We start from the raw sequence: 22,421 nt of genomic DNA, 5'->3' as shown, positions 1-22,421 counted from the left end.
AGAACTTCATGACAACTACGAGTTGGTGGCAGTACTCGATGTGCTGCTGCATCATTGCATCGCCGCAATCAGCCTCCCGTAGTGCAGCGATCTGTTCCAGGCGGGAATCACAGCGCCACACTGGGCAGCCGAGAGTTCGCTGTCGTCATCCCGGTGATCGAGGAGCGGCTCCAGCGTTGTCGAGACGTCACTCCACGGCCGATCTCCGCCGAACCCCTGCATCTGGGAGAGCTCGAAGCTCTCGGCTTGCGCCAACCGCTGGCGGAAGCGGTGGAACCGGTGCAGGAGAGGCTCAGGCCCGGTGAAGTGACGTCCCCATCACCAGGAAACAGGCACAGTCCCATGTCATCCCCTACTGTCAGAGCAAACATGGTCGACTGCCGAGGGTCCGGCCCAGGGGGCGCTCGCCGAGTAGATCCTCGACTTGTTGGATCGAGGCGGACGGAGTACCGGCTCGATCCATGCCCTCGCCATGGCTTCGACTCTTACCCGGACGCCTCCTGTGTGGGGAGCCCTGCCCGTATGCGGTTCGACATAAGCCAGCCCCGGCGGCGCTCCACAGTTTCGGATGCGTTGCTGGGGACGGCTGGATCGTACGGGTGATACTGCTCAGCCCGTGTGATCCCTTCTGCCTGCTCGGGAACCCTTTTGTACAACCATGAGGGCGTGCGGAGGTGGGATGGAGAAGCTGCCGATCATCTACGTGCGCGGGTATGCCATGCGGCAGTCCGATATTGATGCTGCGGTGGACGATCCGTTCTACGGATTCAATCTCGGAGCCGTGCATTACAGAATGGGTGGAGATGGTGATCCGGACTTTCATCAATTCGAAAGCCCTCTGCTGCGATTGATGATTGATGAGCAATACGAGCTGTTCGTGGAGGGCGACCAGCATCGATACCTCAAAAATGCCGAGGATCGCAAGGTCAAGCCGAATTCACTCTGGGTCTTCAGGTTCTACGACCAGTCGGCTACGACCTTTAAGCCTCGACGTGATCCGGTTGAGTTTAACATCGAAGAAGCGGCTGCCGACCTGTATGACTTCATCATTCTAATCCGGCGGAAGACGGGCGCGGATAAGGTCTATCTTGTCGCCCACTCCATGGGCGGCCTGATTGTGCGCTGCATGATGCAGAAGATCTGCTTCTTGCCGGATACTTATAGGGGCGGGCGGCGCCCATCATTGCCAAGCCGCTTGGTTAAGCCGACTGCTACGAGGCTAAAAAAGATCGCTCAACGGGTAAAACCTGGAAGAAGGCATAGCGAGACAGAGCCCGCTACTCCGAGCGGCCATAAACGGCAAGAAGCGAAAAAGCTAGTCGAGAAGTTCTTCACCTATGGCACGCCGCACGGGGGAATCTCCACACGTGTGAGCGGTTCCAAAAAATTTCAGGAGCTGTTTGGGGTTTATGGTTCGGATATCTTCGTTCCAGGTCTGATGTACGGCTACCTAGACCGTGGCGCAAAATTTGGCGACAAAGCTCCGCGGAGATGGGACCCGCAGGAAATTCCGGAGGACGTGTTCCCTGCCGACAAAATGTTCTGTCTGGTTGGTACAGACTGGAAAGATTATGAGGCTGCGCTTGGATTTTCTCGACACCTCGTGGGCTCGGGGAGTGACGGGCTGGTTCTCATGGATAGAGCTTTCATTCGCCGGTCCCCAAAGGCTTATGTTTACAAGTCCCACTCCGGTCGCTATGGCTTGGTTAATTCTGAAGAGGGCTACCAGAACCTGCGACGCTTCCTATTCGGCCGGTGGGGTATTCAGGTAGAGCTGGGCGGTCTTACGCCCACTCCATCCGGCCCGAAGGGTTCCAAGTGGCAAGTCAATGTGCGTCTGGCGATCCGCGGGCTCTCGATCGTGATGAGCGAGCGATGGTCCGAGCACGGGTGCCCGATCTCGCTCAGCAAGGAGTCTACGGAATCTGGATCGGTGTCATTGGTTAGCACGTTTCTTTATGACATGGACGCGATCGCGCGTGAAAATTCGACCGGGGGGAGCGGGAAGAAGAAGTCTCATGATGGCCTGATGCGGTACGCGCTGTCCCTGCATGTGTTCAAGCTCAATGAGCCAAAAGGAGCCTTCTGTCTTGACGACCATCTTGAGCAAGTACCCGACTGGGGTGACTGGCTCATTGTTGATATGAAGCCCCTGGGCGATAGGACTAATCTGGAATCTTGGTGTGCATGGAAGTCCATGCGGGAGGGGGAAATTGACCACTTGGACCTGGTCGCTGACGCGCCGCTGGAGCATACACGGCAGAAAGACGGCAGCCAGGCTTTGATCATCAAACTTCCCCACGCTGCCAGGGCCCTTCCTGCAATCGGGGAGAACGCGCACTTGAAGATCAGCGTTTACGACCGAATGAAAGACAAATCAGGCGCACCCCACGCGGAAACGATAGTCACGAATAATAGAATGAAAGGCGGGGGTCGGGAGCCCGAGGAAGGCGGATCTCGCTCTGTTAGCCGGGGATGGGACTTCATTCGCCGCCGCAAGTGGCTCTTCTTCGGTCTCGGCATCCTCAGCATCGGTATTGGCGTCGGTGTCGGCGTCGGTATCGCGGTCTCACCGAGGCTCACCGCGCCAGCTGAGACCGGGCCCGAAGGCATCAGCCTGGAGTCCGGATCTGAGCTCGCACCCGCAGGTGCGGCCGCTGGCGGGCCGATCGTCGACGGCCTCTCATGCAGCGTCGCTGGCCACGCTGCCTACCGCATCCAGTCCCACTTGGCGGTCTACGTCAACGGCCGGCCACGCAGTGTCCCCGCTGGCGTTGGCGTCGTCACACCCATCCCGGTCTCCACGCCGAGTGGTACCTACGTGAAGGCCAGCAACTGCTCCTACCAGCTGAATACCAGAGTGTCGGACGGCGTTATCCACGTCGATTCTCCCACCCAGACCGGGTACACCCTGGGCCAATTCTTCGACGTCTGGCGACAGCCGCTCTCGGCTACGCGCGTCGGGCCGGCGATCGGCCCGGTGAGTGCATACGTCAACGGAAAGGCGTACGCCGGAAATCCACGCAACATCGCCCTACAGCAGTACGAGGAGATCCAACTCAATGTCGGTGCGGACGACACGGCCCCGAAGCCCGTCGACTGGTCTCATTTTCAGGCAGTGGACGGTCATGAGTAGGCCCGCCAGCAGCCCCGCGCGGGAGCTGAAAGGGATTGCCGTGCAAGAATGAGGCGAGTAGATGGTCCCCACGGCAGGGCTGGGCCTGCTCACAGCGACTGGAGCCGCTCCTTACGGAGCAGGGCTTCCCCGAGCCGTCCGCGCCACCGAGATTCTCGGCCGTGCATTACCACTACCAGCGGCGCGAATCGGGTCTGCCAGCAGACCGTCGGCGTGGTGGGCCAGGGCCGGCAGGAGGACCCAGTAGGGCGAACGAGGGCCAGCTCCTCTGATCCGACGGGCAAGATGGATCGCCGGATCCGATGTGATGATGCTGCGGCCTGACGCGGCGAACGGGGGCCGGAAGCACGGGGCGAGGCACGGCTCGCTGCCAGTGACACGTGACCAGATGAGTGCGGACAGAGCTTCCTGCAGTTGGTCTGCCAGCGCTGGCGGTCGTCGTTCGTTGGCCGCGACGTAGCGCTCGACGAGCTCGGCGAACGCCTCGTCGTTCAGATGCCAGGACTCGTGTTGCTGGCGTCGACGCCGGTAGTCGATGCGGTCGGCTGCGGGGATGGCAGCGACGTGGTCGGCCAGTCGGCCGAGACTTTCACGAAGCTCGTCCGCGCGTTGCTGGAAGCTGAAGGGGATTGACTGCGAGGTTGGGGGCGCTGGCTGGTCGGTGCCGAGTGGGAGGCCGAGATACTCGGCCGCTTGTTGAGCGTCCATGTCTTCGGCGGCTTGAACGAGCAGAATCGCGACGGTGCGCCGGACCCTGCGCGAGTAGGGCGGGAACGGGCGGTCCACATCCGTCCAGAAGATCCGAAACCAATGGTCGGGGAGTTCCTGGGGGATGTTCTCGGGCGCGAAGTCGTGACGCTTGCCGATCGCGAGCGTGAGGAGCGAGGTGACGATCTGACGCCGTGACCAGGCTGAGAAGGGAATGCGCGGCCGCGGACCGGGGGCGGGCCTGCGCAGTGTCTGCTGGACGATCGCGCGGCGGGCGGGTGAGGCTTCCTTGTCCAGAAGCTTCCAGGTCGCCCCCCAGCGCTTGTTGTCACGTTCGGGGCATCGGCGGTCCAACTGTCTCAGTTCCTCCAGGAGTTCCCCTTCCGGAAGGCTCAGTAACTGGTCCGCGATGGACAAGACCGCGGCGGAGGCCAGCGGTGCGCGTGGCAGGTAGGTCCAGAGGACGCCTTCGTCGCGGGGCGGACGGTGAACGTTGAATCCGGGCAGTAGTTTCTCCTGGGCGGCCACGTGCTCGTCGACAGCGGCTTTCTGGTCGGCGGTGACCATGTCCGCCGTTGCGGGCCAGGTCGCAAGGACAACCGCGGTAATGAACTGAAGGTCGGCGAAGGCCGCGAAGGCGTGCTCCGGCGCGGTCTCCTCATCGAGAAGGCAATCGAGACGGGACTGTAGATCCGCGAGGTTCTGCGGCAGGGGCCGGGCCAACTGGTCGGCGGGCTGGTCGAGTCGGTGGCCGCAGGTCACTCCGGGCCGCCCGCGATGGGCGTCGTTGCGGCAGCTGGCAGGGTGGAGGTCCTCCACTCCGGGGTTGCCGATCAGCTGGAGGGAACCGGGCCAGCCCTCGATGAGGGTGAGGCCGGACGGTTTGCGGCAGCCTGGGCACTCGTGTTCCAGAAACTTGCGGTGCTTGACGCAGGCGAAGCTGGTGGCCAGTCGCCAACGGCGGCGCCATGGACCGCCGTGTCGTTGTTGGACGGCCGAGCCGTCTCCGACCAGGCAAAGGGGGCAGTAGCGGCTGAAAGAAGTCAGGATCCAAGGTGGCATGATCTGGCGGATCTTGGGCGGCTCGCCCGGACCACCCGGCCAGCTCAACGCGTGGGACGCCGGCGGGAACCGCCTGACCAGGGGATGCAGGGTCAGCTGGTCGACGGCCTGAGGGCTGACCCCGATGATCTGGGCGAAGCGCTCGCGCCTGACCGGGTCGATGAAGTGCAGGCGAGCGCTCGGGGCGAGGGTCGAGGTCGGCTGGACGCCGACGAGCCCGAACCGCCAGAGGATGTGTCCCGGTGGCAGGTGAAGGCGATGGCCGAGGCGGAGCGCGAAGCCGGGCAGCGACTCGTCCGGCAGCGGGACCAGGCACCTGGCCATGCGGTGGGCAGGGATGGTCATGGCTCAGCCCGCTGGCCCGGTCGCTGAGGCGGGCCCGTGGTCGTCGAAGACGGTGTTGCGGCCGCGGCGTCGGCGGACAGGTGCTTGTGGAGTGGTGGCCGGCGGTGTGGGGTCGACCTCTTCCGGGGCCAGCTGCGGGTCGTCGCGGCGGATCACGATCTCGTCCAGCACGCCTTCGTCCAGCACTTCGCGGCCGCTGTCCATGGCTTCCTGGCAGCCGTCCTCGATGAGACGGCCCAAGAGCCCGACGACGCCGTTCGTGCGGCGCATCAGGTACTCCGGCATCGTGCCCTCGGTCAGTATGCCCGGCTTGGCGTTCAGCAGCCGCAGGTGGACCTCGATGCCGCGAAGGTGCTGCAGGAACGCGTTGATCTGCTCACTGGTGGTGTAGCGGAAGCGGTCCATCTCGACCAGCTCGAAGCGGTGCTCGGTCTGAGTGGGCTCCAGGCCGTTGACCCGGGTGGACTCCAGCGAGGGCAGCACCCACTGCTGCTGCTTCGCGCTCCACTTCGCCTCGCGCAGCAGCCCGGTGCCGGGGATGTTCACCCCGGTCAGGATCAAGGTGACTCCCAGGCTCATGAACGCGCGGATCAGGTCGAGCACGTCCTGGTCGTCGGCGCGGTGCATTCGCAGCCGGTTGATGTCGTCCAGCACCAGCGCGCGGACCCCGTGGTCCCGCAGCGTGTCGGCGACCAGCTGGACCAGGCGGGGGCAGTGTCGCCGAGGCGCGCATGTCGGCCCGGAAGAACCGCAGGATCGCCTGGCAGGTGCTCTTCGGGGTGGCGGTGACCGGGGTGGAGACATAGACGACCGGCGCGTGCAGGTCGGCGGTGCCGGGAACGGCGGCCTGGTTGAGGAAGTCGTGCAGTTGCAGCCAGGAGTCCTCGAACGCCGCGCAGACCGCGCTGACCGTGGCGGTCTTGCCGTAGTGGCCGAAGCCGCTGACCATCACGCCCGCCAGTGTCGGGTCGTCCATCTTGAGCGCGTTGCCGTGCAGTCGGCGCTTGATCAGTCGGGTCACCTTCGCCGCCATCGGAGTCTGCTGCAGCGGCAGGTTCACGTTCGTGAGCCGGCGGAACATGTCGTAGTCGAATCGGCGGTCGACGGGCAGCACCGCCCACTGCTTCGGGGTCAGTCGCGGCGGGGGCAGCAACTGGCCGCGGGTGCGACGGTAGTGCTGCCAGCCCTCGAAGGTGTCGCGGTGCAGCGCGGGCCGCAGCACGAGCTCGGCGAGCCGTTCGCGCGACGGCCACTGGTCCTGCGGATCGCCTGATCCGGATGCCGTCACGTGTTCTCCAGGGGTTCGTCGTCGGCCTGGCCGACCGGGGCGTGGGCGGGAAGGAGGAACAGGTTGCTGCGCAAGGACTCCTCCAGCAGCGGCGGCGCCGTCAGCGCGGCCGGCTCCGCGCTCTCGCGTCGGCGGCGGCGGTCGGCGTCGACCGCCGCCCGGACGGCCTGGGCGTGCCGCTCCCACGGCTGCGGCATCGCCGCAGGTGCAGGGACGGCGTCAGGCTGCGGCCGGTCGGTGGCCGCGGCCTGGGCCCGCGTGTGCTCGCGCGAGCGGGCGGCGCGGTCCTTCTTCCCAGCCTGGCTCGGCCAGGCCGCGACCGGGGTGACCGAGCCCAGCAGCTTCAGCAGGACCGGCAGCAGCTCAGCGTCCGAGCGCGGGGCCAGTCCGGCCCGCCGGGCCTCGGCGAGCAGGTCGGCCGCGCTCTTGTCGGAGAACGCGGGGACCTCGCCCTCGGGCGGCAGTCCGTTCCATCGCAGCGTGTGCCAGACCTGGTGGTCGTCGGGGTCCTGGAAGAACACGGTGCGTCGGTCGCGCCGGTCGCTGGAGACGGCCCACTTGCCCGCGTGCCGGCCGCCGCGCTGCGACGGCAGCAGGTAGCGCGGCTCGTCGAGGACCGGAGCGTGATACCAAAGCCCGAGGATCTTCACCCCCCGACGCGGGTGGATCTTGACGTGGTGCCGACGAAGCAGCCGGTAGTAGAGCTCCGGCTCGGGGATCCGCAGCGAGAAGCCGCCCTGCTGCATCGCCGCCGCGAACAGCGAGTTCGGGCTGTGCCGCTCGCCCGGTCCCCAGGCTGGGGCGTACTCGCCCAGTTCCCGGGCCTGCCAGACCTGGACGATCCAGGTGGCGATCAGGTGTTCCATCTGGGAGAACGTCAGCACCGCGTCCGCCTCCGGGTCGCTTCCGCGGTCCGCGACGTCCGTTCCGGTGAACCCCAGTAGGTGCTCGAACAGCAGCGTTTTGAACGCGGAGAACGCGCGCTCGACGGCGAACTTGTCGGTCGGACGCAGAGCCCGGGCGGGCAGGACGTTGCATCCCAACTCCCGTTCCGCTGATACCAGTTCGTGGCTCTTGTAGGGGCCGCCGTGGTCGGTGGTGACCGTCTCCGGGGTGAAGAACGGCAGGGCGGCGACCTCGTGCCCGGCGAACTCGGCCACGATCTCGGCGGGGACGCCGGGATAGGGTCAGGCCATCTCCTCGCCCCAGCCCGGACGCATCGGCAGCGGCAGCATCACGTCCCGCAGGAGCATGGCGACGTCGACCGACTGATCCGCCTGCGGGGTAAGCCGGAACGCGGGGGCCGAGTGTGTGAACAGGTCCAGGCCGAGCGTCAGCGTCGCGCTCACCGGCTCCCCGAACACCGACTCGCGCAGCTTGACCGGCAGCGGAGTGGAGTCCAGCGCCAGCACCTCACCCGGCCGGTGGACGACCACCCGGCCCTGGACGCCCGCCTCTTCCGCTGCCGCGGCCGACCGCAGGTAACGCTGCCGGCCGCCCTGCGGGCCGAACCACTCCTGCCAGACTGCGGCCAGCGTGTCCCGGCAGGGGACCTTCTCGGTCGGGAAGTCGGGAAACCGCTCCGCGACGTACTGGTGCAGCAGACGGTGCTTCGCGCTCATGCTGATCCGTGAACGGCCCTGGCACTCCTTGCGGACCGCGAAGACCGCCTCGCGGATCTCCGGGGTGATGCTGCGGCGCGGACCGCGCCGCCGGGTCCACCGGCCGTCCGCGCAGGCCGCCAGCAGATCCTGCGGAGCGACCGTGGACAGGCCTTGGAGCGTGCGCAGTCCGAGCCCGGCAAGTCCCAGCATCGCCGCCTCGTCGGCGGGCAGTGCCTTCAGCTCGGCGACCTTCGCCCGCCGCCGCTCGGTCAGCGTTGTGGTCGCGGGATCTTAGGCAGGCCGCGGCTCGCCGGGCCTGGCCAGGGACGCGGTCCCCTCGCGGAACCCGGTCACCGCCTCCCGGACGTGCTCGGCCCGCAGCCGGGCCCGCCGCAGCTGGTCCTCCGTCAGGTCCGCAGGGCCTGGAGGCTGGACGCCCACCCCTGCGGCCGGTGCGGGCGCGGGCCGTCCCGGCCGGGCATCGGGATGGTTGACCAGCCAGGCGAACGAGCGGACCTCCGCCGGGCCCTCCTCGGTGGCCAGCGTCAGCCGACCGAACTGCGGCTCGATCCCGGTGACCGTCCACTCGACGCCGTTCAGTACCACCCGCGCGCCCGCGGCCAGGTCGAACGACCACATCACAGGCCGCCGACGCGAGTGGGCCAGACCAGCGAGGTGTCGCCGAGCGGCCGGCCCAGATCGACGCCCAGGCGCCGGTGCCAGAGCAGGTGCGTCGCGTGCGCGCGGGCGACGGCCGGCAGCCTCGTCGCCGCCACCAGTTCACCGAACCGCAGCGGCGCCGCTGCCAGCAGCTCTCCCTCCAGACCGAGCCAGTCCGGCAGTGGACGGCGCTGTGACGACAGGTGGTCCAAGCCGGTCAGCACGTGCTCCCGCCAGCCGGCCACTACCGAATAGCCCCAGCCGCAGGCCGCGGCCGCCTCCCGGGCAGCGGCGAACTTCAACCGGTCCTCCAGCTTGATCAGCCGCTTCGGGCGGACGTCGAAGAGCCAGATCCTGCCGCCGGGCATCACCGCCAGGAAGTCAGGAACGTGCCGCGACCGTCCTCCCTGGTGCTCGAAGTCCAGCTCGAACGGCTGTGGTAGGGCCTCCAGGACGCCGACGAAGTCCAGCGCGAGCAGCACGCGCTGTTCCTCCAGCGATTCGAAGCCGTGGTGCCGCCCCGTGGAAACCATGAACTGCAAGCCCGGCCGGTGCCCCTGCCGAGACCGCCACGTGAACTTCCGCACCGGCCGCGAGGCCAGCACCGGAACCGACGCCATGTCCCCCAGCGGCCACGAGACCTCGGTCCCGCCGATCAGCCACGTACCGACCCAGCGACGCAGCCAGCCATCGGCCAGCCGAAGACGATCCCGCTCAGCGGCATCATCCGCGTACGCCACCAACAGGTCATCCACACCGCAGACATCGGACCCGATCGAGGTCCCAGCCGAAGAACCCACCGGTCCACAGCACCACAGTCACATACCTGAGCGCCGCCAGAGACAGCACATGACCACTACTCAACGTGACTTGACCGGCCCTCGGACGCCGCTCGCAAACTACAGCTCGGATTCGCAATCTACCGATCGAAGTCACACCGTGCGTTTCCCGGGCCGCCGTCCGGTGCACATCACTTATTAGACTCGATGTCGATAAGGGGTGCCGAAACCCTTGTCGCCGCCGCTACCCGCGAGTACGTTTCCCCTGAGCCGAGCCGCCACCGCAGGTCAGGAGGGCCCTCCCATGTCCAGTACCACCCCCGTCCCCGCCGTCGCCGCCCCCGCCGCGCGCGTGCACGACGCCCTCGTCCTGGAGCCCCGCGACGTCCGCTTCGACTGGGCCGGACTGCCGCTGCACTGGATCCCGGACGAGCCGATGGCCACCCACATCGTCAACGTCCTCCACCTGCTGCTCCCCGAGGGCGAACGCTGGTTCGTCAAGGTGTTCAAGGAGGCGCTGCCGCTGATCCGGGACGAGCAGCTGCGCGAGGAGGTGCTCGGCTTCATCGGGCAGGAGGCGATCCACGCCGAGGCGCACCAGGAGGTGCTGGACCACCTGCTCGGCCAGGGCCTCGACCCGCGCCCGTACGTCCGCCAGGTCTCCTGGCTGTTCCGCCGCGTGCTCGGCGACAAGCCCGGGCTGTCACCGGCCCGGCGGCGCGAGAACATCATCGAGCGGGTCGCCTTCGTCGCAGCGATCGAGCACTTCACCGCCTTCCTCGGCAACTGGGCGCTCAACTCCCCGGGCCTGGACCGGGCCAAGGCCGACCCGACCATGCTGGACCTGCTGCGCTGGCACGGCGCGGAGGAGGTCGAGCACCGCAGCGTCGCCTTCGACCTGATGGTCCACCTCGACCCGGGCTACCTGCGGCGGGTCCGCGGCATGGCGGTCTCCGGCCCGCTGCTGGTCCACCTCTGGGTGCGGGGCGCCCGCTTCCTGCTGGCCGCCGACCCGACCCTGGACGGCCGGCTGCGGCCCAGCTGGCGGGAGGCCGGCCGGATCGCCCGGCGCGGCCTGCTGCCCGACCCACTTGGGTCGGTCCGCTCCGGCCTGCGCTACCTGCGGCCCGGCTACCACCCGACCCAGGAGGGCTCCTCCAGCCAGGCCCTCGGCTACCTCGCCACCTCCCCGGCCGCCCGCGCCGCGGCCGGCCGCTGACGGACCGCAGCCCGCCCGCCGCCCCTGCCCGTCACCCTCGCCCGCCGCCCCCGCCCGTCGCCCCAGGACCCCAAGGACCCCGCCGGATGGACCTGCACAACCCGCCCCCCGACCTCTACGGCCGCCCCCGCGCCGACCGGTTCATGCAGCGCCTCACCGCCTTCGGCGACCGCTACAGCCCCGCCCTCGGCTCCCCGCTGCTGCGCCGCAGCCCCCGCCGCCCGCCCGGCCGCCCCACCCCGCCGCTGCAACTGGTGGTCACCGCCCGCCGCCAGGTCGCCGCCGACGTCGTCGAGTTGACGCTGTCCGACCCCTCCGGCAGCCCGCTCCCGGCCTGGCAGCCCGGCGCGCACCTGCGCCTCGCGCTCCCGTCCGGCCGCGAACGCCACTACTCGCTCTGCGGCGACCCCGCCGACCGCACCGCCTACCGGATCGCCGTACGCCGGCTGCCGGAGGGCGGCGGAGGCTCGGTCGAGGTCCACGACACGCTGCACCCCGGCACCCGCCTCACCGCCCGCCGCCCCCGCAACGGCTTCGCCTTCTGCGCCGAGCCGGCCGTCCTGCTGCTGGCCGGCGGCATCGGCGTCACCCCGCTGCTCCCGATGGCCCGCGAGGCGCAGCGCCACGGCCTGGACTGGCGGCTCGTCCACGTCGGCCGCAGCGCCGGCACCCTCCCGTACGCGGACGAGCTGCGCGCCCTCGACCCCCGCCGGGTCCACCTGCGCACCGACGACGCGAACGGCGGCGTGCCGACCGGTGCCGAGCTGCTCGCGCACGCCCCGCGCGGCGCCGCCGTCTACTGCTGCGGCCCGGCACCGATGCTGGCCGCCGTCCAGCGGGCGCTGGACGGGTCGCCCGCCGCGGCCCTGCACTTCGAGCGGTTCGGCGCCGCCCCGGTCACCGGCGGCGAGCCGTTCACGGTCCGCCTCGGCGCGGACGGCCCGGCGCTCGACGTGCCCGCCGACCGTTCCGCCCTGGACGTGCTCCGCGAGGCCCGCCCCGACCTCCCGTACTCCTGCCACCAGGGGTTCTGCGGCACCTGCGAGGTCCGGCTGCTGGCCGGCACCCCCGACCACCGCGACCGCCGCCTCACCCCCGAGCAGCGCGCCGCCGGCGCCCTGCTGCCCTGCGTCTCCCGGGCCGCCGAGGGCGAGACCCTCGTGCTCGACGTCTAAGGAGCCCCGATGACCACGAAGCCCGCGACGGCGGGGAGGGCGGCCACGGCCACGGCCCGGCCCGCCTTCCCGTACACCGACCACGACCTCGCCCGGTTCCGGGAGACCCAGCAGCTCGCCTACCACTGCGCCGAGCAGGTCGCCGCCTGGATCGAACCGGGCGTCACCGAGCGCCAGGCCACCGCCAAGCTGCGCCGCTGCCTGGTCGCCGCCGGCGTGCAGGACTTCTTCCACGTCCCCTTCGCCTGGTTCGGCGACCGGACGGCGTTCCGGCACTTCCACACCCCGCTCCAGTTCTTCGCCGGCGGCCGCCGGCTGGAGGAGGGCATGCCGTACGTGCTGGACTGCGCCCCGGTCGTGGACGGCTACACCGCCGACATCGGCTACGGCGGCAAGGTCGGCGAGAACCGGGTCTGGGACCGGCTCGCCGCCGACCTCCGGGTGTACCGCGAACTGATCCTCGCCGAGGTCCGCGCCCGCAGGCCGCTCGACGAGGTGTACGCGGCGGTGGACGCGCAGATCGCCGCGCACGGCTACGACAACCGCCACCAGGTCTACCCGGGCCGGGTGATCGGCCACCAGGTGACCCGGATGACCGCCCGCGGCCCGGCCGGGGTCAACCTCTTCGGCTTCGGTGTGCGTACACTCCAGACGCTCGGCCGCGAGCTGATCAGCGAACGCCTGCACGGCCGTTCGCCGCTCTGGGCGGACGGACGGGCGTCCCGGCACGCGCCGACCCCGGGCCTGTGGGCGGTGGAACCGCACATCGGGTTCCGCGAGGTGGGCATCAAGTTCGAGGAGCTGCTGGTGGTCACCGAGTCCCCCGACGACGAGCACGGGGGTGCGTACTGGCTCGACGACGACCTGCCGCACGTCCGCCGCTGGACGGCGGCGGCAGCGGCCGGGACCGCGCCGGATCCCGTGACCGCGGCAGCGGCCGCCGACCCCGAGACCGCCCAGGAGGCGACCCGATGACGACCACCCGCCGCCGGACCGTCCACTCCGGCGGGCTCCCGCTCGCCGTGTTCGAGGACGGCGACCCGGCCGCACCCACCGTCCTCCTGGTGCACGGCTACCCGGACACCCACGTGGTCTGGGACGACGTCGCCGCCGACCTCGCCCGCGACCACCACGTCGTCCGCTACGACGTGCGCGGCGCCGGCGAGTCCGGTGTGCCCGCCTCCCGCGAGGGCTACCGGCTGGAGCACCTCGCCGCCGACCTCTTCGCGGTCGCCGACGCCGTCAGCCCGGACCGCCCGGTGCACGTGGTCGCCCACGACTGGGGCTCGCTGCAGTCCTGGGAGGCCGTCACCTCGCCCGGCGCCGAGCAGCGGCTCGCGTCGTACACCACCATGTCCGGGCCCTGCCTCGACCACATGGGGCACTGGCTGCGCGACCGCTACCGCCGTCCCACCCCGCGCCACCTGAAGCAGCTGCTCACCCAGGGCGTCCACTCCTGGTACATCACCGCCTTCCACCTGCCCTACCTCGCCCCCGGCATATGGCGGCTCGGCCTGGCCCGCGCCTGGGGCCGGGTGCTGCGCGACCTGGAGGAGGTCACCCCGCGCCCCAACCACCCGCAGCCCACCCTGCGCCGGGACGCGGTGCGCGGCATCGAGCTGTACCGCGCCAACATGCGGCCCACCCTGCGCAACCCGCGCGAGCGGCCCACCGAGGTGCCGGTGCAGCTGATCACCCTGACCAAGGACCACTACGTCGGCGGGTTCCTCTCCGAGGGCCTGGAGCGCTGGGTGCCCAGGCTGACCCGCCGCTCGCTGCACGCCACCCACTGGTCCGCCCTGCTGGAGAAGGGATCCGCCGTGGCCGGCATGGTCCGCGAGTTCACCGCTTCCGTCGGCGCCGGACGGGGCACCGGGGAGGCCGGCCTCGGCCGGCTGGTCGTCGTCACCGGCGGCGGCAGCGGCATCGGCCGCGCCACCGCACTGGCCTTCGCCGAGGACGGCGCCCGCGTCGTCGTCTGCGACCTCGACCTCGACGCGGCCCGCCGTACCGCCGAACTCGCCTCCCTGATCGGCCCGCAGGCCCACGCCTACCGGGTCGACGTCAGCGACGGTTCCGCCGTCGACGCCTTCGCGGAGGAGGTCGCCGCCGCCCACGGCGTCCCCGACGTGGTGGTCAACAACGCGGGCATCGGCCACTCCGGGACGTTCCTGCAGACCACCGAGAAGGAGTGGCAGCGCGTCCTGGACGTCAACCTCTGGGGCGTCATCCACGGCTGCCGCGCCTTCGGCACCCTGATGGCCGACCGCGGCGCCGGCGGCCACATCGTCAACCTCGCCTCGGCCGCCGCCTACCTGCCGTCCAAGGCGCTCACCGCCTACGCGACCAGCAAGGCCGCCGTCTTCATGCTCTCCGACTGCCTGCGCGCCGAACTCGCCGGCCACGGCATCGGGGTCTCCACCATCTGCCCCGGCATCGTCAACACCAACATCACCCGCACCTCGACCTTCTCCGCGACCAGCGCCGCCCAGCAGGCCGCCAAGCAGGCCCGTGCCGCCAAGCTCTACGCCCGCCGCGGCTTCCCGCCCGAGAAGGTCGCCGCCGCCATCCTGCACGCGGTGCGCACCGGCAAGCCCGTCGTCCCGGTCACCCCCGAGGCCAAGGCGGCCCGCTTCCTCAGCCGCCTCTCCCCGGGCCTGCTCCGCCTGGCCGCCCGCCTCAACGTGACGTGAGTCCCCCGCTCTGGTCCCCCGCCCTGCCCGACGACCGATCAGAGGTCGTCGGGCAGGATCCGGAAGGCCTTGTGAACGGTCAGCGGGCGGACGGCGCGGAAGTCGCGCTGGTCGAGCGTCAGGACGGCATTGGTGCGGAACTCGGCGGCCAGGGCGATGTTGACCGCGTCCGCGAGGTCGAGACCCAGGCTCCGGTGGCGGACGCGGACGGCCTGGGCGGTATCGAGGATCTCAGCGGTGATCTCCGGCATCACCGCGCGTCCGGACCTGACCCGTCGTCGGATGTCGTCCGTCGCCGCCATGGCGGAGTCGAATCCGAGGATCCTTCGTGCCAGATGGTCGAGTTCGCTCAGCAGTACCGGCGAGACGACCAGCAGACCTGCCGAGTCCAGGACCTCGCGGGCCGAGGAGCGGGCCGGGTGGGACCTGTCCAGCGCTGCCAGTAGACCCGAGGTGTCGGCGATGACGACGATCACGCGACGCCCCGTCCGTTCTCCTCGTCGGAGGCGTTCCGCTTGGTCCGCCGGTAGGCCCGCACCTTGTCGGCCCAGACGTCGTCGTCGGTGGCCTCCCCGATCGGCTCGTAGTCGGCGCTGAAGAACGGCTCGGTCCAGGTGCGCCTGGACAGCGCGGCGAGGTGGATCGCCTCCCGGATGATCTCGGCCTCCGCTATCCCCTCGCGGGCGGCCGCCTCCTTGATCACTGCGAGGTCCTCGGCTTCGACGTAGACCGTGGTGCGCTTGAGAGCCATGTACGTATGGTACTGGCGCCATACATCCCGTGGGCGAGGCTTCCGGAATCCCGACAGCAGGTGTCGGGATTCCACGGCAGCATCGGTGGTGTCGAAGGAAGCACGACGGAAGGGCAGGACATGGCACAGCCGCTCAAGGGCAAGGTCGCACTGGTCGCCGGGGCGACGCGGGGGGCCGGGCGGGGGATCGCGGTGCAACTCGGAGCCGCGGGGGCGACGGTGTACGGGACGGGGCGCAGCGCCGGCGGGCACCGGTCGGAGTACGGGCGGCCGGAGACCCTGGAGGAGACGGCCGCACTGGTGACGGCGGCCGGCGGCCGGGGGATCGCTGTGCGGGCGGACCACCTGGTGCCCGCCGAGGTGGCGGCCGTGGCGAAGCGGATCGAGGCCGAGCAGGGCGGGCTGGACATCCTGGTCAACGACATCTGGGGCGGTGAGCAGCTCTTCGAGTGGGAGAGCCCGGTCTGGGAGCACGACCTCGACAACGGGTTGCGCCTGTTGCGCCTGGCCGTGGAGACGCACGCGATCACCAGCCACCACCTGTTGCCGCTGCTGCTGCGCCGGCCGGGCGGGCTGGTGGTGGAGATGACGGACGGCACCGCCGAGTACAACGCGACCCGCTACCGGAACTCCTACTTCTACGACGTCGCCAAGTCCTCGGTGCTGCGGATGGCCTTCGCCCTGGGGCACGAGCTGGCCCCGCGCGGGGCGACGGCGGTCGCGCTGACGCCCGGCTGGATGCGTTCCGAGATGATGCTGGAGCACTTCGAGGTCACCGAGGAGAACTGGCGGGAGGCCACGCGGCGGCAGCCGGACTTCGGCATCTCGGAGTCGCCCGCGTACGTCGGCCGCGCGGTGGTCGCGCTGGCCGCGGACCCCGAGGTGGCGCGCTGGAACGGCACCTCGCTCTCCAGCGGCGCGCTGGCCAGGGAGTACGGCTTCACCGACCTGGACGGCAGCCGCCCGGACGCCTGGAGCTACCTGGTGGACGCCGAGGGGGCGGACGGCCCGCTGGACCCGGCCGGCTACCGCTGAACGTCCCCGCCGTTCCGATCCTCGCCCGGCCGGTCGTCGCTCGGAGGGTCTCCGCCGTTCCGGTCCTCACCCGGCCGCTTCTCGTTCGGCGGGTTCTCGCCGTTCCGGTCCGCGGCGCCGTACAGCGCCGCGGTGCGGGCCGCCGCCTCGGCCAACCGCCGCCGTAGCGCCGGGGGTTCGAGCAGTTCGGCCTCCGGCCCGAGCCTGAGCAGCTCGTCGTAGGCGACGTCCGCCGACTCGACCCCGAGCCGGACGGTGACCCACCCGTCGCCGTCCGGCTCCCCGGCCGTCGCCAGTGCCTGCCGGGCGGCGACCGGCTCCAGCAGCAGCGGCAGCCGCTCGGCGCCGAGCGGGCTGAGCCGCACCAGCACGCTCTCCCGCAGCAGCGAGCGGGCGAACTCCTCCGCCTTCGCCTCCCAGAACGCGGCGAGGTCGAACTGCTCGTCCCGCTCGAACGGCTGGTCCAGCGGCTCGGCGGTGACCAGTCGGTCCACCCGGTACACCAGTGGGACCCCGGACCGGCCCGGACCGGCGACCAGGTACCAGGTGCCCGCCTTCAGCACCAGCCCGTACGGCCGCAGCGTCCGCTCCACCTCGGTGTCGCGCCGCGGGTAGCGGACCCGCAGCAACCGCTCGCCCCAGACCGCCCGGGAGACCTCGGCGAGCAGCGGCGGCACGGGCGCCGTACGGAACCAGCCGGGGGCGTCCAGGTGGAACCGCCGGGCACCGGCGGAGGGCGCCTCGCCGACCTCGGTCAGCACCTTCAGCCGGGCGGCGAGGGCCGGGCCGTCGAGGCCCATGTCGCCGAGCGGCCCGGGCAGCCCGGCGAGGAGCAGCACCTCCGCCTCGGCCCGGTCCAGCCCGGTCAGCCGGGTGCGGTAGCCGTCGAGCAGCCGGTAGCCGCCGGCCCGGCCGCGGTCGGCGTAGACCGGCACCCCGGCCTCCGCCAGCGCCAGGACGTCCCGCTGGACGGTGCGCTCGGACACCTCCAGCTCCGCGGCCAGTTCGGCCCCGGTCAGGCTCCGCCGCGCCTGGAGCAGCAACAGCAGCGAGATGGCACGCGCCGCCCGCACAGACCCACCACCCTCCGCAGCCGGGCCGTTCCCCGCCGGACTGTCCTCCGCCGGACTGTCCTCCGCCGGGCCGTTCCCCGCCGGGCCGGTGACCTGATCCTAGGACGCGCGCCGCCGGGCCCCAGCCCCGATCATGGGTGCCACGAGGAGGGGGCCGACACCAGCGAGGAGCACCCATGGCCACCGGCACCGTGAGCACGTACAACGTCCACCACGGCTACGGCACGATCACCCCCGACGACGAGGGGCCCGCACTCTACGTCTACTTCGACTCGATCGAGGGCGAGGGGGACCGGGCCCTCGCCGAGGGGCAGCGGGTGGCGTACGACCCGACCGAGCAGGAGGGCCGCCCGGTGGCGGAACGGGTCCGGCCGCTCTGAGCGTCCGCCCGCTCTGAGCGTCCGCCGCTCTGAGCGTCCGCCCGCTCCGAGCGGGGCCTGCCGGAGGGCGTGGGGGCCCGTCCGACTCCCGTCCCCTGCCGGGCGGACGGGAGTCCACGGACGGCCCCTACGATCAGGCCCATGGAGATGACAACCGCTCTGTGGTCCTTCGCCCTCGTGGTGGGGGTGCTCACGCTGGCGCCCGGCGTGGACACCGCCCTGATCCTGCGCACCGCCGCCCTCGGCCACCGCCGGCAGGCCTGGGGCGTGATCACCGGCGTGCAGACCGGCACCCTGACCTGGGGCGTCCTCAGCTCGGCCGGGGTGACGGCGCTGCTCACCGCCTCCCAGGTGGCGTACGAGGTCCTGCGGTGGGCGGGCGCCGCCTACCTGATCTGGATGGGCGTGAAGCTGCTGCGCAGCCGGGGCGACGAGGCGGCGGCCGAGGCCGGTCCGGCGGCCGGCGGATTCCGGCAGGGTTGGCGGCGCGGTACGACGACCAACCTGCTCAACCCCAAGGTCGGCGTCTTCTACATGGCGGTGCTGCCGCAGTTCATCCCGGCCGGCGCCCCGCACTTCGCCGCCGGCGTGGCGCTGACCTGCGTGCACCTCCTGGAGGGTCTGGTCTGGTCGGCCGTGCTGGTGGCGTTCGCGCAGGCGGTGCGCGGCTGGCTGCGCCGGCCGTCCGCGCGCCGCCTGATGGACCGGGTGACCGGGGCGGTCGTGGTCGGGTTCGGAGTGAAGCTGGCGGCCGCCCAGTAGGGGGCGGCGTGCCGGGGGCTGCGCGGGGCTCAGCGCGCGAGCCGGCCGAGGCCCTCGTGCAGTTCCTCGGTGTTCATGCAGATGTGCACCTCGACGGAGGCGTTGAACTCCAGCCAGAACGGCTCGCAGACGGACGGCAGCGAGGCCTCGTCCGCGATGTCGATGACGACGACCTGGCAGCGCCTGCCGTTGCGGGCGAAGAAGTAGGCGGCCTCGGGTTTGAGATTGCCCATGATCCGCTCGAACTTCGCGGCGACCTCGCCGTCGCTGATCAGCTTGTTGGTGGTCGCGGTGTCGATCTCGATCTCCAGCAGGGCACGCATGAGCGGTGCTCCTTCCCCGGACTCGTGGGGCCCGCGGGGCCGGACCCCGGGTTCCAGCGTCCCGCCGCCGTCCGGTGCCCGCAATGTCACCCGGCCGGTGGGGCACCCGCCCGCTGGGTCACCCGGCTGGTGGCCAGCGATGGCCGCGCCGGGCGGACCGGGGCTGCACTGGAGGCGACACCCCACCGTGAACGGGAGCACCCCATGGCGATCATCACGACCTTCGAGCTGGCCGGCGTCAGCCAGGCCCAGTACGACGAGGCGGTGGACCGGCTGACCGGCGGCGCCGGGCTGAACCGGCCGTCCGACTGGCCGGTTCGCGGGCTGGTCCTGCACGCGGCGGGCCCGACGCCGGACGGCGGGTGGCACGTCACGGACGTCTGGGAGTCCCGGGAGGCGTTCGAGCACTTCGCGGCGGTGCTGATGCCGATCCTCCAGGAGGTCGGCATCCCGACCACCCCGCCGCTCGTCTGCGAGGCCTACAACGTGGTGCACTGAGCCCGGCCGTCGTTCACTGAGCCCGGCCCGGGCCGGACCGCCCCGGGCTCAGGCCGCGTGCGGCTGCGGGTCCCCGGCGTCCCGTTGCGCGGGGGCGTCCTCGGCGCGCGCCAGGTCGTGGTGGATCGGTCCGTTGCCGGCGCTCAGCGGCAGGCAGCTGCCGCCGCGCCGGTGGGCGACGATCTCCGCGGCGACCGAGACGGCCGTCTCCTCGGGCGTGCGGGCGCCGAGGTCCAGGCCGATGGGCGAGCGCAGCCGGCCGATCTCGGTCTCGGTGAGGCCGACCTCGCGCAGCCGCTCCTCGCGGTCGCGATGGGTGCGGCGCGAGCCCATCGCGCCGACGTAGCCGACCGGCAGGCGCAGGGCGCGCTCCAGCAGCGGGATGTCGAACTTGGCGTCGTGGGTGAGCACGCAGAGCACCGTGCGGCCGTCGAGCCGGTCGAGCTGCGAGTCCAGGTAGCGGTGCGGCCAGTCGACCACGACCTGGTCGGCCTCGGGGAAGCGCCGAGCGGTGGCGAAGACCGGGCGGGCGTCGCAGACGGTGACGTGGTAGCCGAGGAACTTGCCGATCCGCACCACGGCGGCGGCGAAGTCGATGGCGCCGAAGACCAGCATCCGCGGCGCGGGCACGTAGGCCTCGACGAAGAAGGTGACGGTGCCCTGCCCGCGTTCGTCGCAGGGGCGCCCGTCCAGGCCGAGCACCACCTGGCCGGTGCGTCCGGCGTCCAGCATGGCCCGGGCCTCGGCGACGATCGCGCGCTCCAGCCCGGCGATGAGGCGCCGCGCGAGGGGGGTCCCCCCGGCCGAGGGCCGGGGGAGCGCCGTCGCAAGGGCGGTGGCGGGCGACGGCCGGGCCGGTGCGGGGGAGAGCGCGCCGTGGTGGGTGTCGGCGGTGACGGCGACGGTGGCGCCGACCAGCCCGCCGGGGCCGGCGATCACCCGGGCGAGCGCGACGGGGGTGCCGGAGGCGATGTAGGTGATGCCCGCGTCCAGCGCGGGGTCGGTGCCGGGGACGACCGGCTGGACGAAGACGTCCAGGATGCCGCCGCAGGTCAGGCCGACGGCGAAGGCGTCCTCGTCGCTGTAGCCGAAGCGTTCGAGCACCGGCTCGCCGGACTCGATGGCGGCCTGGCAGAGCTCGTACACGGCGCCCTCGACGCAGCCGCCGGAGACGCTGCCGATGGCCTCGCCGGACGTGTCGACGGCGAGCGCGGCGCCCGGGTCGCGCGGCGCGCTGCCGGAGACGCCGACCACGGTGGCCACGGCGAAGGAGCGCCCGGACGCGTGCCAGGCCTGCAGCTGCTCGGCGATGTCCTGCATGTCGGGGAGCTCCTTACGAAACGGACGGGAACGGGAGGGGCCGCCGTACGGGAAACGATTCCCGTACGGCGGCGGTGCTGCTAGTGGACGCCCAGCCAGGACTTGATGGGCGTGAGCGCGAAGTAGACGACGAACACGGCGGTCAGGATCCACATCAGGGTGCCGGGCTCGCGCCACTTGCCCTGGCCCGCCTTGATGACCGTGTAGGAGATGACACCGGCGGCCACACCCGCGGTGATGCTGTAGGTGAACGGCATCAGGACGCTGGTGAGGAAGGCCGGGATGGCGACCTCGCGGTCCGACCAGTCGATGTGCCGGGCCTGGCTCATCATCATCGAGCCGATGACGACGAGGGCGGCGGAGGCGACCTCGGTCGGGACGATGCCCGCGATCGGCGAGAAGAAGAGCATCAGGGCGAACAGGCCGCCGGTGACGCTGGAGGCGAGGCCGGTCCGGGCGCCGTCGCCGACGCCGGTGGCGGACTCGACGAACACGGTCTGGCCGGAGGCGCCCGAGACGCCGCCGATGGCACCGCCGGCGCCGTCGATGAACAGCGCCTTGGAGAGGCCGGGCATCCGGCCCTGCTTGTCGGCCAGGCCCGCCTCGGTGCCGACGCCGATGATGGTCGCCATCGCGTCGAAGAATCCGGCCAGGACGAGGGTGAAGACGGCGACCGTGGCGCTGATCGCGCCCAGGCCGTGGCTGCCGAAGGCGCCGAACAGGTCGACGTGGCCGAAGAGGCCGAAGTCCGGGGAGGCGACCGGGCTGCCCGGCCAGACCGGGGCGGAGTTGATCCAGGTCTTCGCGGGCAGGTCGGCGACCGCGTTGACGACGAAGGCCACCGCGGTGCCGCCGGCGATGCCGATCAGGATCGCGCCGCGGACGTTGCGGGCCAGCAGGACGAAGATCGTGAGCAGGGTGAGGCAGAAGATCAGGACGGGCCAGCCGGCCAGTTCGCCGAAGGGGCCGAGGGAGACCGGGGTGGGACCACCGGTGTGCACGAAGCCGGCCTTGTAGAGGCCGATCAGCGCGACGAAGAGGCCGATGCCGATGGTGATCGCGTGCTTGAGCGGCAGTGGTATGCCGTTCATGATCTTCTCGCGGAGCCCGGAGACCACCAGCAGGACGATCAGCAGGCCGTAGATCACGCAGAGACCCATGGCCTGTGGCCAGGTGGTGTGCGGGACGACCAGCGCGGAGACCACACCGGAGACGGAGAGGCCGGCGGCGACGGCCAGCGGCACGTTGCCGACCACGCCCATGAGGATCGTGGTGACGGCGGCGGCCAGCGCGGTCGCGGTGGTGAGCTGGGCGTGGTCCAGCTTCAGGCCGTTGACGTCGGCCCCGCTGAGGATGATCGGGTTGAGCAGGATGATGTACGCCATCGCCATGAAGGTGGTGACGCCACCCCGCAGCTCGTTGGCGAGCGTCGATCCCCGGGCAGAGATCTTGAAGTACGTGTCCAGCGCGTTCTTCGAGGGTGGCGCGGGGACCGACGTGGGGGCGTCGTCCTCGGCGGGTCTGTCTTCAGTGGTGCCGGGCTCCGTGGGGATCCTGGTCATGTCCACTCCCAAGTGTCAAAGGGGGTTGGGGTGGGCGAGTCGACCTGA

The 22,421-nt window shown here is 70.9% G+C and carries 22 protein-coding genes; 10 read left to right on the top strand and 12 right to left on the bottom strand.

The genetic code is table 11. From position 1 onward, the window contains the following. Positions 1-679: 679 nt before the first annotated feature. Positions 680-3,136 carry an alpha/beta fold hydrolase gene (locus J5Y04_RS01045; protein WP_209409006.1) on the top strand — a complete coding sequence of 819 codons (2,457 nt, stop codon included), beginning with the start codon at positions 680-682 and terminating at the stop codon, positions 3,134-3,136. 111 nt (positions 3,137-3,247) lie between these two features. On the opposite strand, the gene J5Y04_RS01040 is transcribed toward J5Y04_RS01045, so the two are convergent. Beyond that, a complete protein-coding gene (locus J5Y04_RS01040; RefSeq protein WP_209409003.1) occupies positions 3,248-5,251 on the bottom strand; it encodes a TniQ family protein in 2,004 nt (667 codons plus the stop codon). A 3-nt stretch (positions 5,252-5,254) separates the two neighbouring features. Then, complete coding sequence (locus tag J5Y04_RS41255) at positions 5,255-5,905, bottom strand: hypothetical protein (RefSeq protein WP_245203960.1); 651 nt, start codon at positions 5,903-5,905, stop codon at positions 5,255-5,257. Between the two features lie 163 nt (positions 5,906-6,068). Here J5Y04_RS41255 and J5Y04_RS41250 point away from each other — a divergent pair, with 163 nt between their 5' ends. Beyond that, positions 6,069-6,524, top strand: coding sequence for a hypothetical protein (locus J5Y04_RS41250; protein WP_245203958.1), 456 nt, complete (start codon positions 6,069-6,071; stop codon positions 6,522-6,524). 11 nt (positions 6,525-6,535) lie between these two features. Here J5Y04_RS41250 and J5Y04_RS41245 read toward each other — a convergent pair whose 3' ends face one another. The 4 genes from J5Y04_RS41245 to J5Y04_RS01025 form a co-directional block, all read right to left on the bottom strand. Continuing rightward, positions 6,536-7,699, bottom strand: a complete 1,164-nt coding sequence (locus tag J5Y04_RS41245) for a hypothetical protein (RefSeq protein WP_245203956.1) — start codon at positions 7,697-7,699, stop codon at positions 6,536-6,538. A gap of 27 nt (positions 7,700-7,726) precedes the next feature. Continuing rightward, the gene (locus tag J5Y04_RS41240; RefSeq protein WP_245203953.1) at positions 7,727-8,353 is read right to left on the bottom strand and encodes a hypothetical protein; all 627 of its coding nucleotides are present in this window, start codon (positions 8,351-8,353) and stop codon (positions 7,727-7,729) included. Positions 8,354-8,434: 81 nt separating this feature from the next. Continuing rightward, positions 8,435-8,782 carry a hypothetical protein gene (locus J5Y04_RS41235; protein WP_245203952.1) on the bottom strand — a complete coding sequence of 116 codons (348 nt, stop codon included), beginning with the start codon at positions 8,780-8,782 and terminating at the stop codon, positions 8,435-8,437. After that, positions 8,782-9,558, bottom strand: a complete 777-nt coding sequence (locus tag J5Y04_RS01025; protein ID WP_209409001.1) for a TnsA-like heteromeric transposase endonuclease subunit — start codon at positions 9,556-9,558, stop codon at positions 8,782-8,784. Before J5Y04_RS01025 ends, J5Y04_RS41235 begins: the two co-directional genes overlap by 1 nt. Positions 9,559-9,886: 328 nt before the next feature. Between J5Y04_RS01025 and J5Y04_RS01020 the strand changes: the two genes are divergently transcribed. The 4 genes from J5Y04_RS01020 to J5Y04_RS01005 all read left to right on the top strand — a co-directional run bounded on the left by J5Y04_RS01020 (position 9,887) and on the right by J5Y04_RS01005 (position 14,669). After that, a complete protein-coding gene (locus J5Y04_RS01020) occupies positions 9,887-10,801 on the top strand; it encodes a metal-dependent hydrolase (RefSeq protein WP_209408998.1) in 915 nt (304 codons plus the stop codon). An 86-nt stretch (positions 10,802-10,887) separates the two neighbouring features. After that, positions 10,888-11,976, top strand: a complete 1,089-nt coding sequence (locus J5Y04_RS01015; protein ID WP_209408996.1) for a PDR/VanB family oxidoreductase — start codon at positions 10,888-10,890, stop codon at positions 11,974-11,976. A gap of 9 nt (positions 11,977-11,985) precedes the next feature. After that, positions 11,986-12,951 carry a M24 family metallopeptidase gene (locus tag J5Y04_RS01010; protein WP_245203950.1) on the top strand — a complete coding sequence of 322 codons (966 nt, stop codon included), beginning with the start codon at positions 11,986-11,988 and terminating at the stop codon, positions 12,949-12,951. Further along, on the top strand, positions 12,948-14,669 hold the full coding sequence (locus J5Y04_RS01005; protein ID WP_209408993.1) for an SDR family oxidoreductase: 1,722 nt from the start codon (positions 12,948-12,950) through the stop codon (positions 14,667-14,669). Before J5Y04_RS01010 ends, J5Y04_RS01005 begins: the two co-directional genes overlap by 4 nt. A gap of 38 nt (positions 14,670-14,707) precedes the next feature. On the opposite strand, the gene J5Y04_RS01000 is transcribed toward J5Y04_RS01005, so the two are convergent. Together J5Y04_RS01000 and J5Y04_RS00995 are read right to left on the bottom strand one after the other, a co-directional pair. Then, positions 14,708-15,145, bottom strand: a complete 438-nt coding sequence (locus tag J5Y04_RS01000; RefSeq protein WP_209408990.1) for a PIN domain-containing protein — start codon at positions 15,143-15,145, stop codon at positions 14,708-14,710. Further along, entirely contained in the window at positions 15,142-15,420 is a 279-nt protein-coding gene (locus J5Y04_RS00995) for a CopG family transcriptional regulator (RefSeq protein WP_209408986.1), read from the bottom strand. Before J5Y04_RS00995 ends, J5Y04_RS01000 begins: the two co-directional genes overlap by 4 nt. Positions 15,421-15,540: 120 nt before the next feature. Here J5Y04_RS00995 and J5Y04_RS00990 point away from each other — a divergent pair, with 120 nt between their 5' ends. Beyond that, positions 15,541-16,455, top strand: coding sequence for an SDR family oxidoreductase (locus J5Y04_RS00990; RefSeq protein WP_209408965.1), 915 nt, complete (start codon positions 15,541-15,543; stop codon positions 16,453-16,455). Here the strand turns inward: J5Y04_RS00990 and J5Y04_RS00985 are convergent. Beyond that, entirely contained in the window at positions 16,446-17,528 is a 1,083-nt protein-coding gene (locus J5Y04_RS00985; protein WP_209408962.1) for a YafY family protein, read from the bottom strand. The two genes, J5Y04_RS00990 and J5Y04_RS00985, sit on opposite strands and share 10 nt — an antisense overlap. 176 nt (positions 17,529-17,704) lie before the next feature. On the opposite strand from J5Y04_RS00985, the gene J5Y04_RS00980 reads away from it, so the two are divergent. After that, entirely contained in the window at positions 17,705-17,908 is a 204-nt protein-coding gene (locus J5Y04_RS00980) for a cold-shock protein (protein WP_209408946.1), read from the top strand. 141 nt (positions 17,909-18,049) lie between these two features. After that, positions 18,050-18,670, top strand: coding sequence for a LysE family translocator (locus J5Y04_RS00975; protein WP_209408942.1), 621 nt, complete (start codon positions 18,050-18,052; stop codon positions 18,668-18,670). Positions 18,671-18,699: 29 nt separating this feature from the next. Here J5Y04_RS00975 and J5Y04_RS00970 read toward each other — a convergent pair whose 3' ends face one another. Continuing rightward, positions 18,700-18,993, bottom strand: coding sequence for a hypothetical protein (locus tag J5Y04_RS00970; RefSeq protein ID WP_209408936.1), 294 nt, complete (start codon positions 18,991-18,993; stop codon positions 18,700-18,702). A 204-nt stretch (positions 18,994-19,197) separates the two neighbouring features. On the opposite strand from J5Y04_RS00970, the gene J5Y04_RS00965 reads away from it, so the two are divergent. Next, positions 19,198-19,491: a hypothetical protein gene (locus J5Y04_RS00965; RefSeq protein ID WP_209408933.1), complete on the top strand. Its 294-nt coding sequence runs from the start codon at positions 19,198-19,200 to the stop codon at positions 19,489-19,491. 48 nt (positions 19,492-19,539) lie between these two features. Here the strand turns inward: J5Y04_RS00965 and J5Y04_RS00960 are convergent, their stop codons facing one another. Continuing rightward, positions 19,540-20,811, bottom strand: coding sequence for an XdhC family protein (locus tag J5Y04_RS00960; protein ID WP_209408930.1), 1,272 nt, complete (start codon positions 20,809-20,811; stop codon positions 19,540-19,542). A gap of 80 nt (positions 20,812-20,891) precedes the next feature. After that, positions 20,892-22,373, bottom strand: coding sequence for an NCS2 family permease (locus J5Y04_RS00955; RefSeq protein WP_209408927.1), 1,482 nt, complete (start codon positions 22,371-22,373; stop codon positions 20,892-20,894). Between the last annotated feature and the right edge of the window lie 48 nt (positions 22,374-22,421).

It is taken from the genome of Kitasatospora sp. RG8 (assembly GCF_017813315.1).
Classification (GTDB): Bacteria; Actinomycetota; Actinomycetes; order Streptomycetales; family Streptomycetaceae; genus Kitasatospora.
Note: the sequence above shows the minus strand (reverse complement) of the source record. Positions and strands in the feature narration are given on the sequence as shown.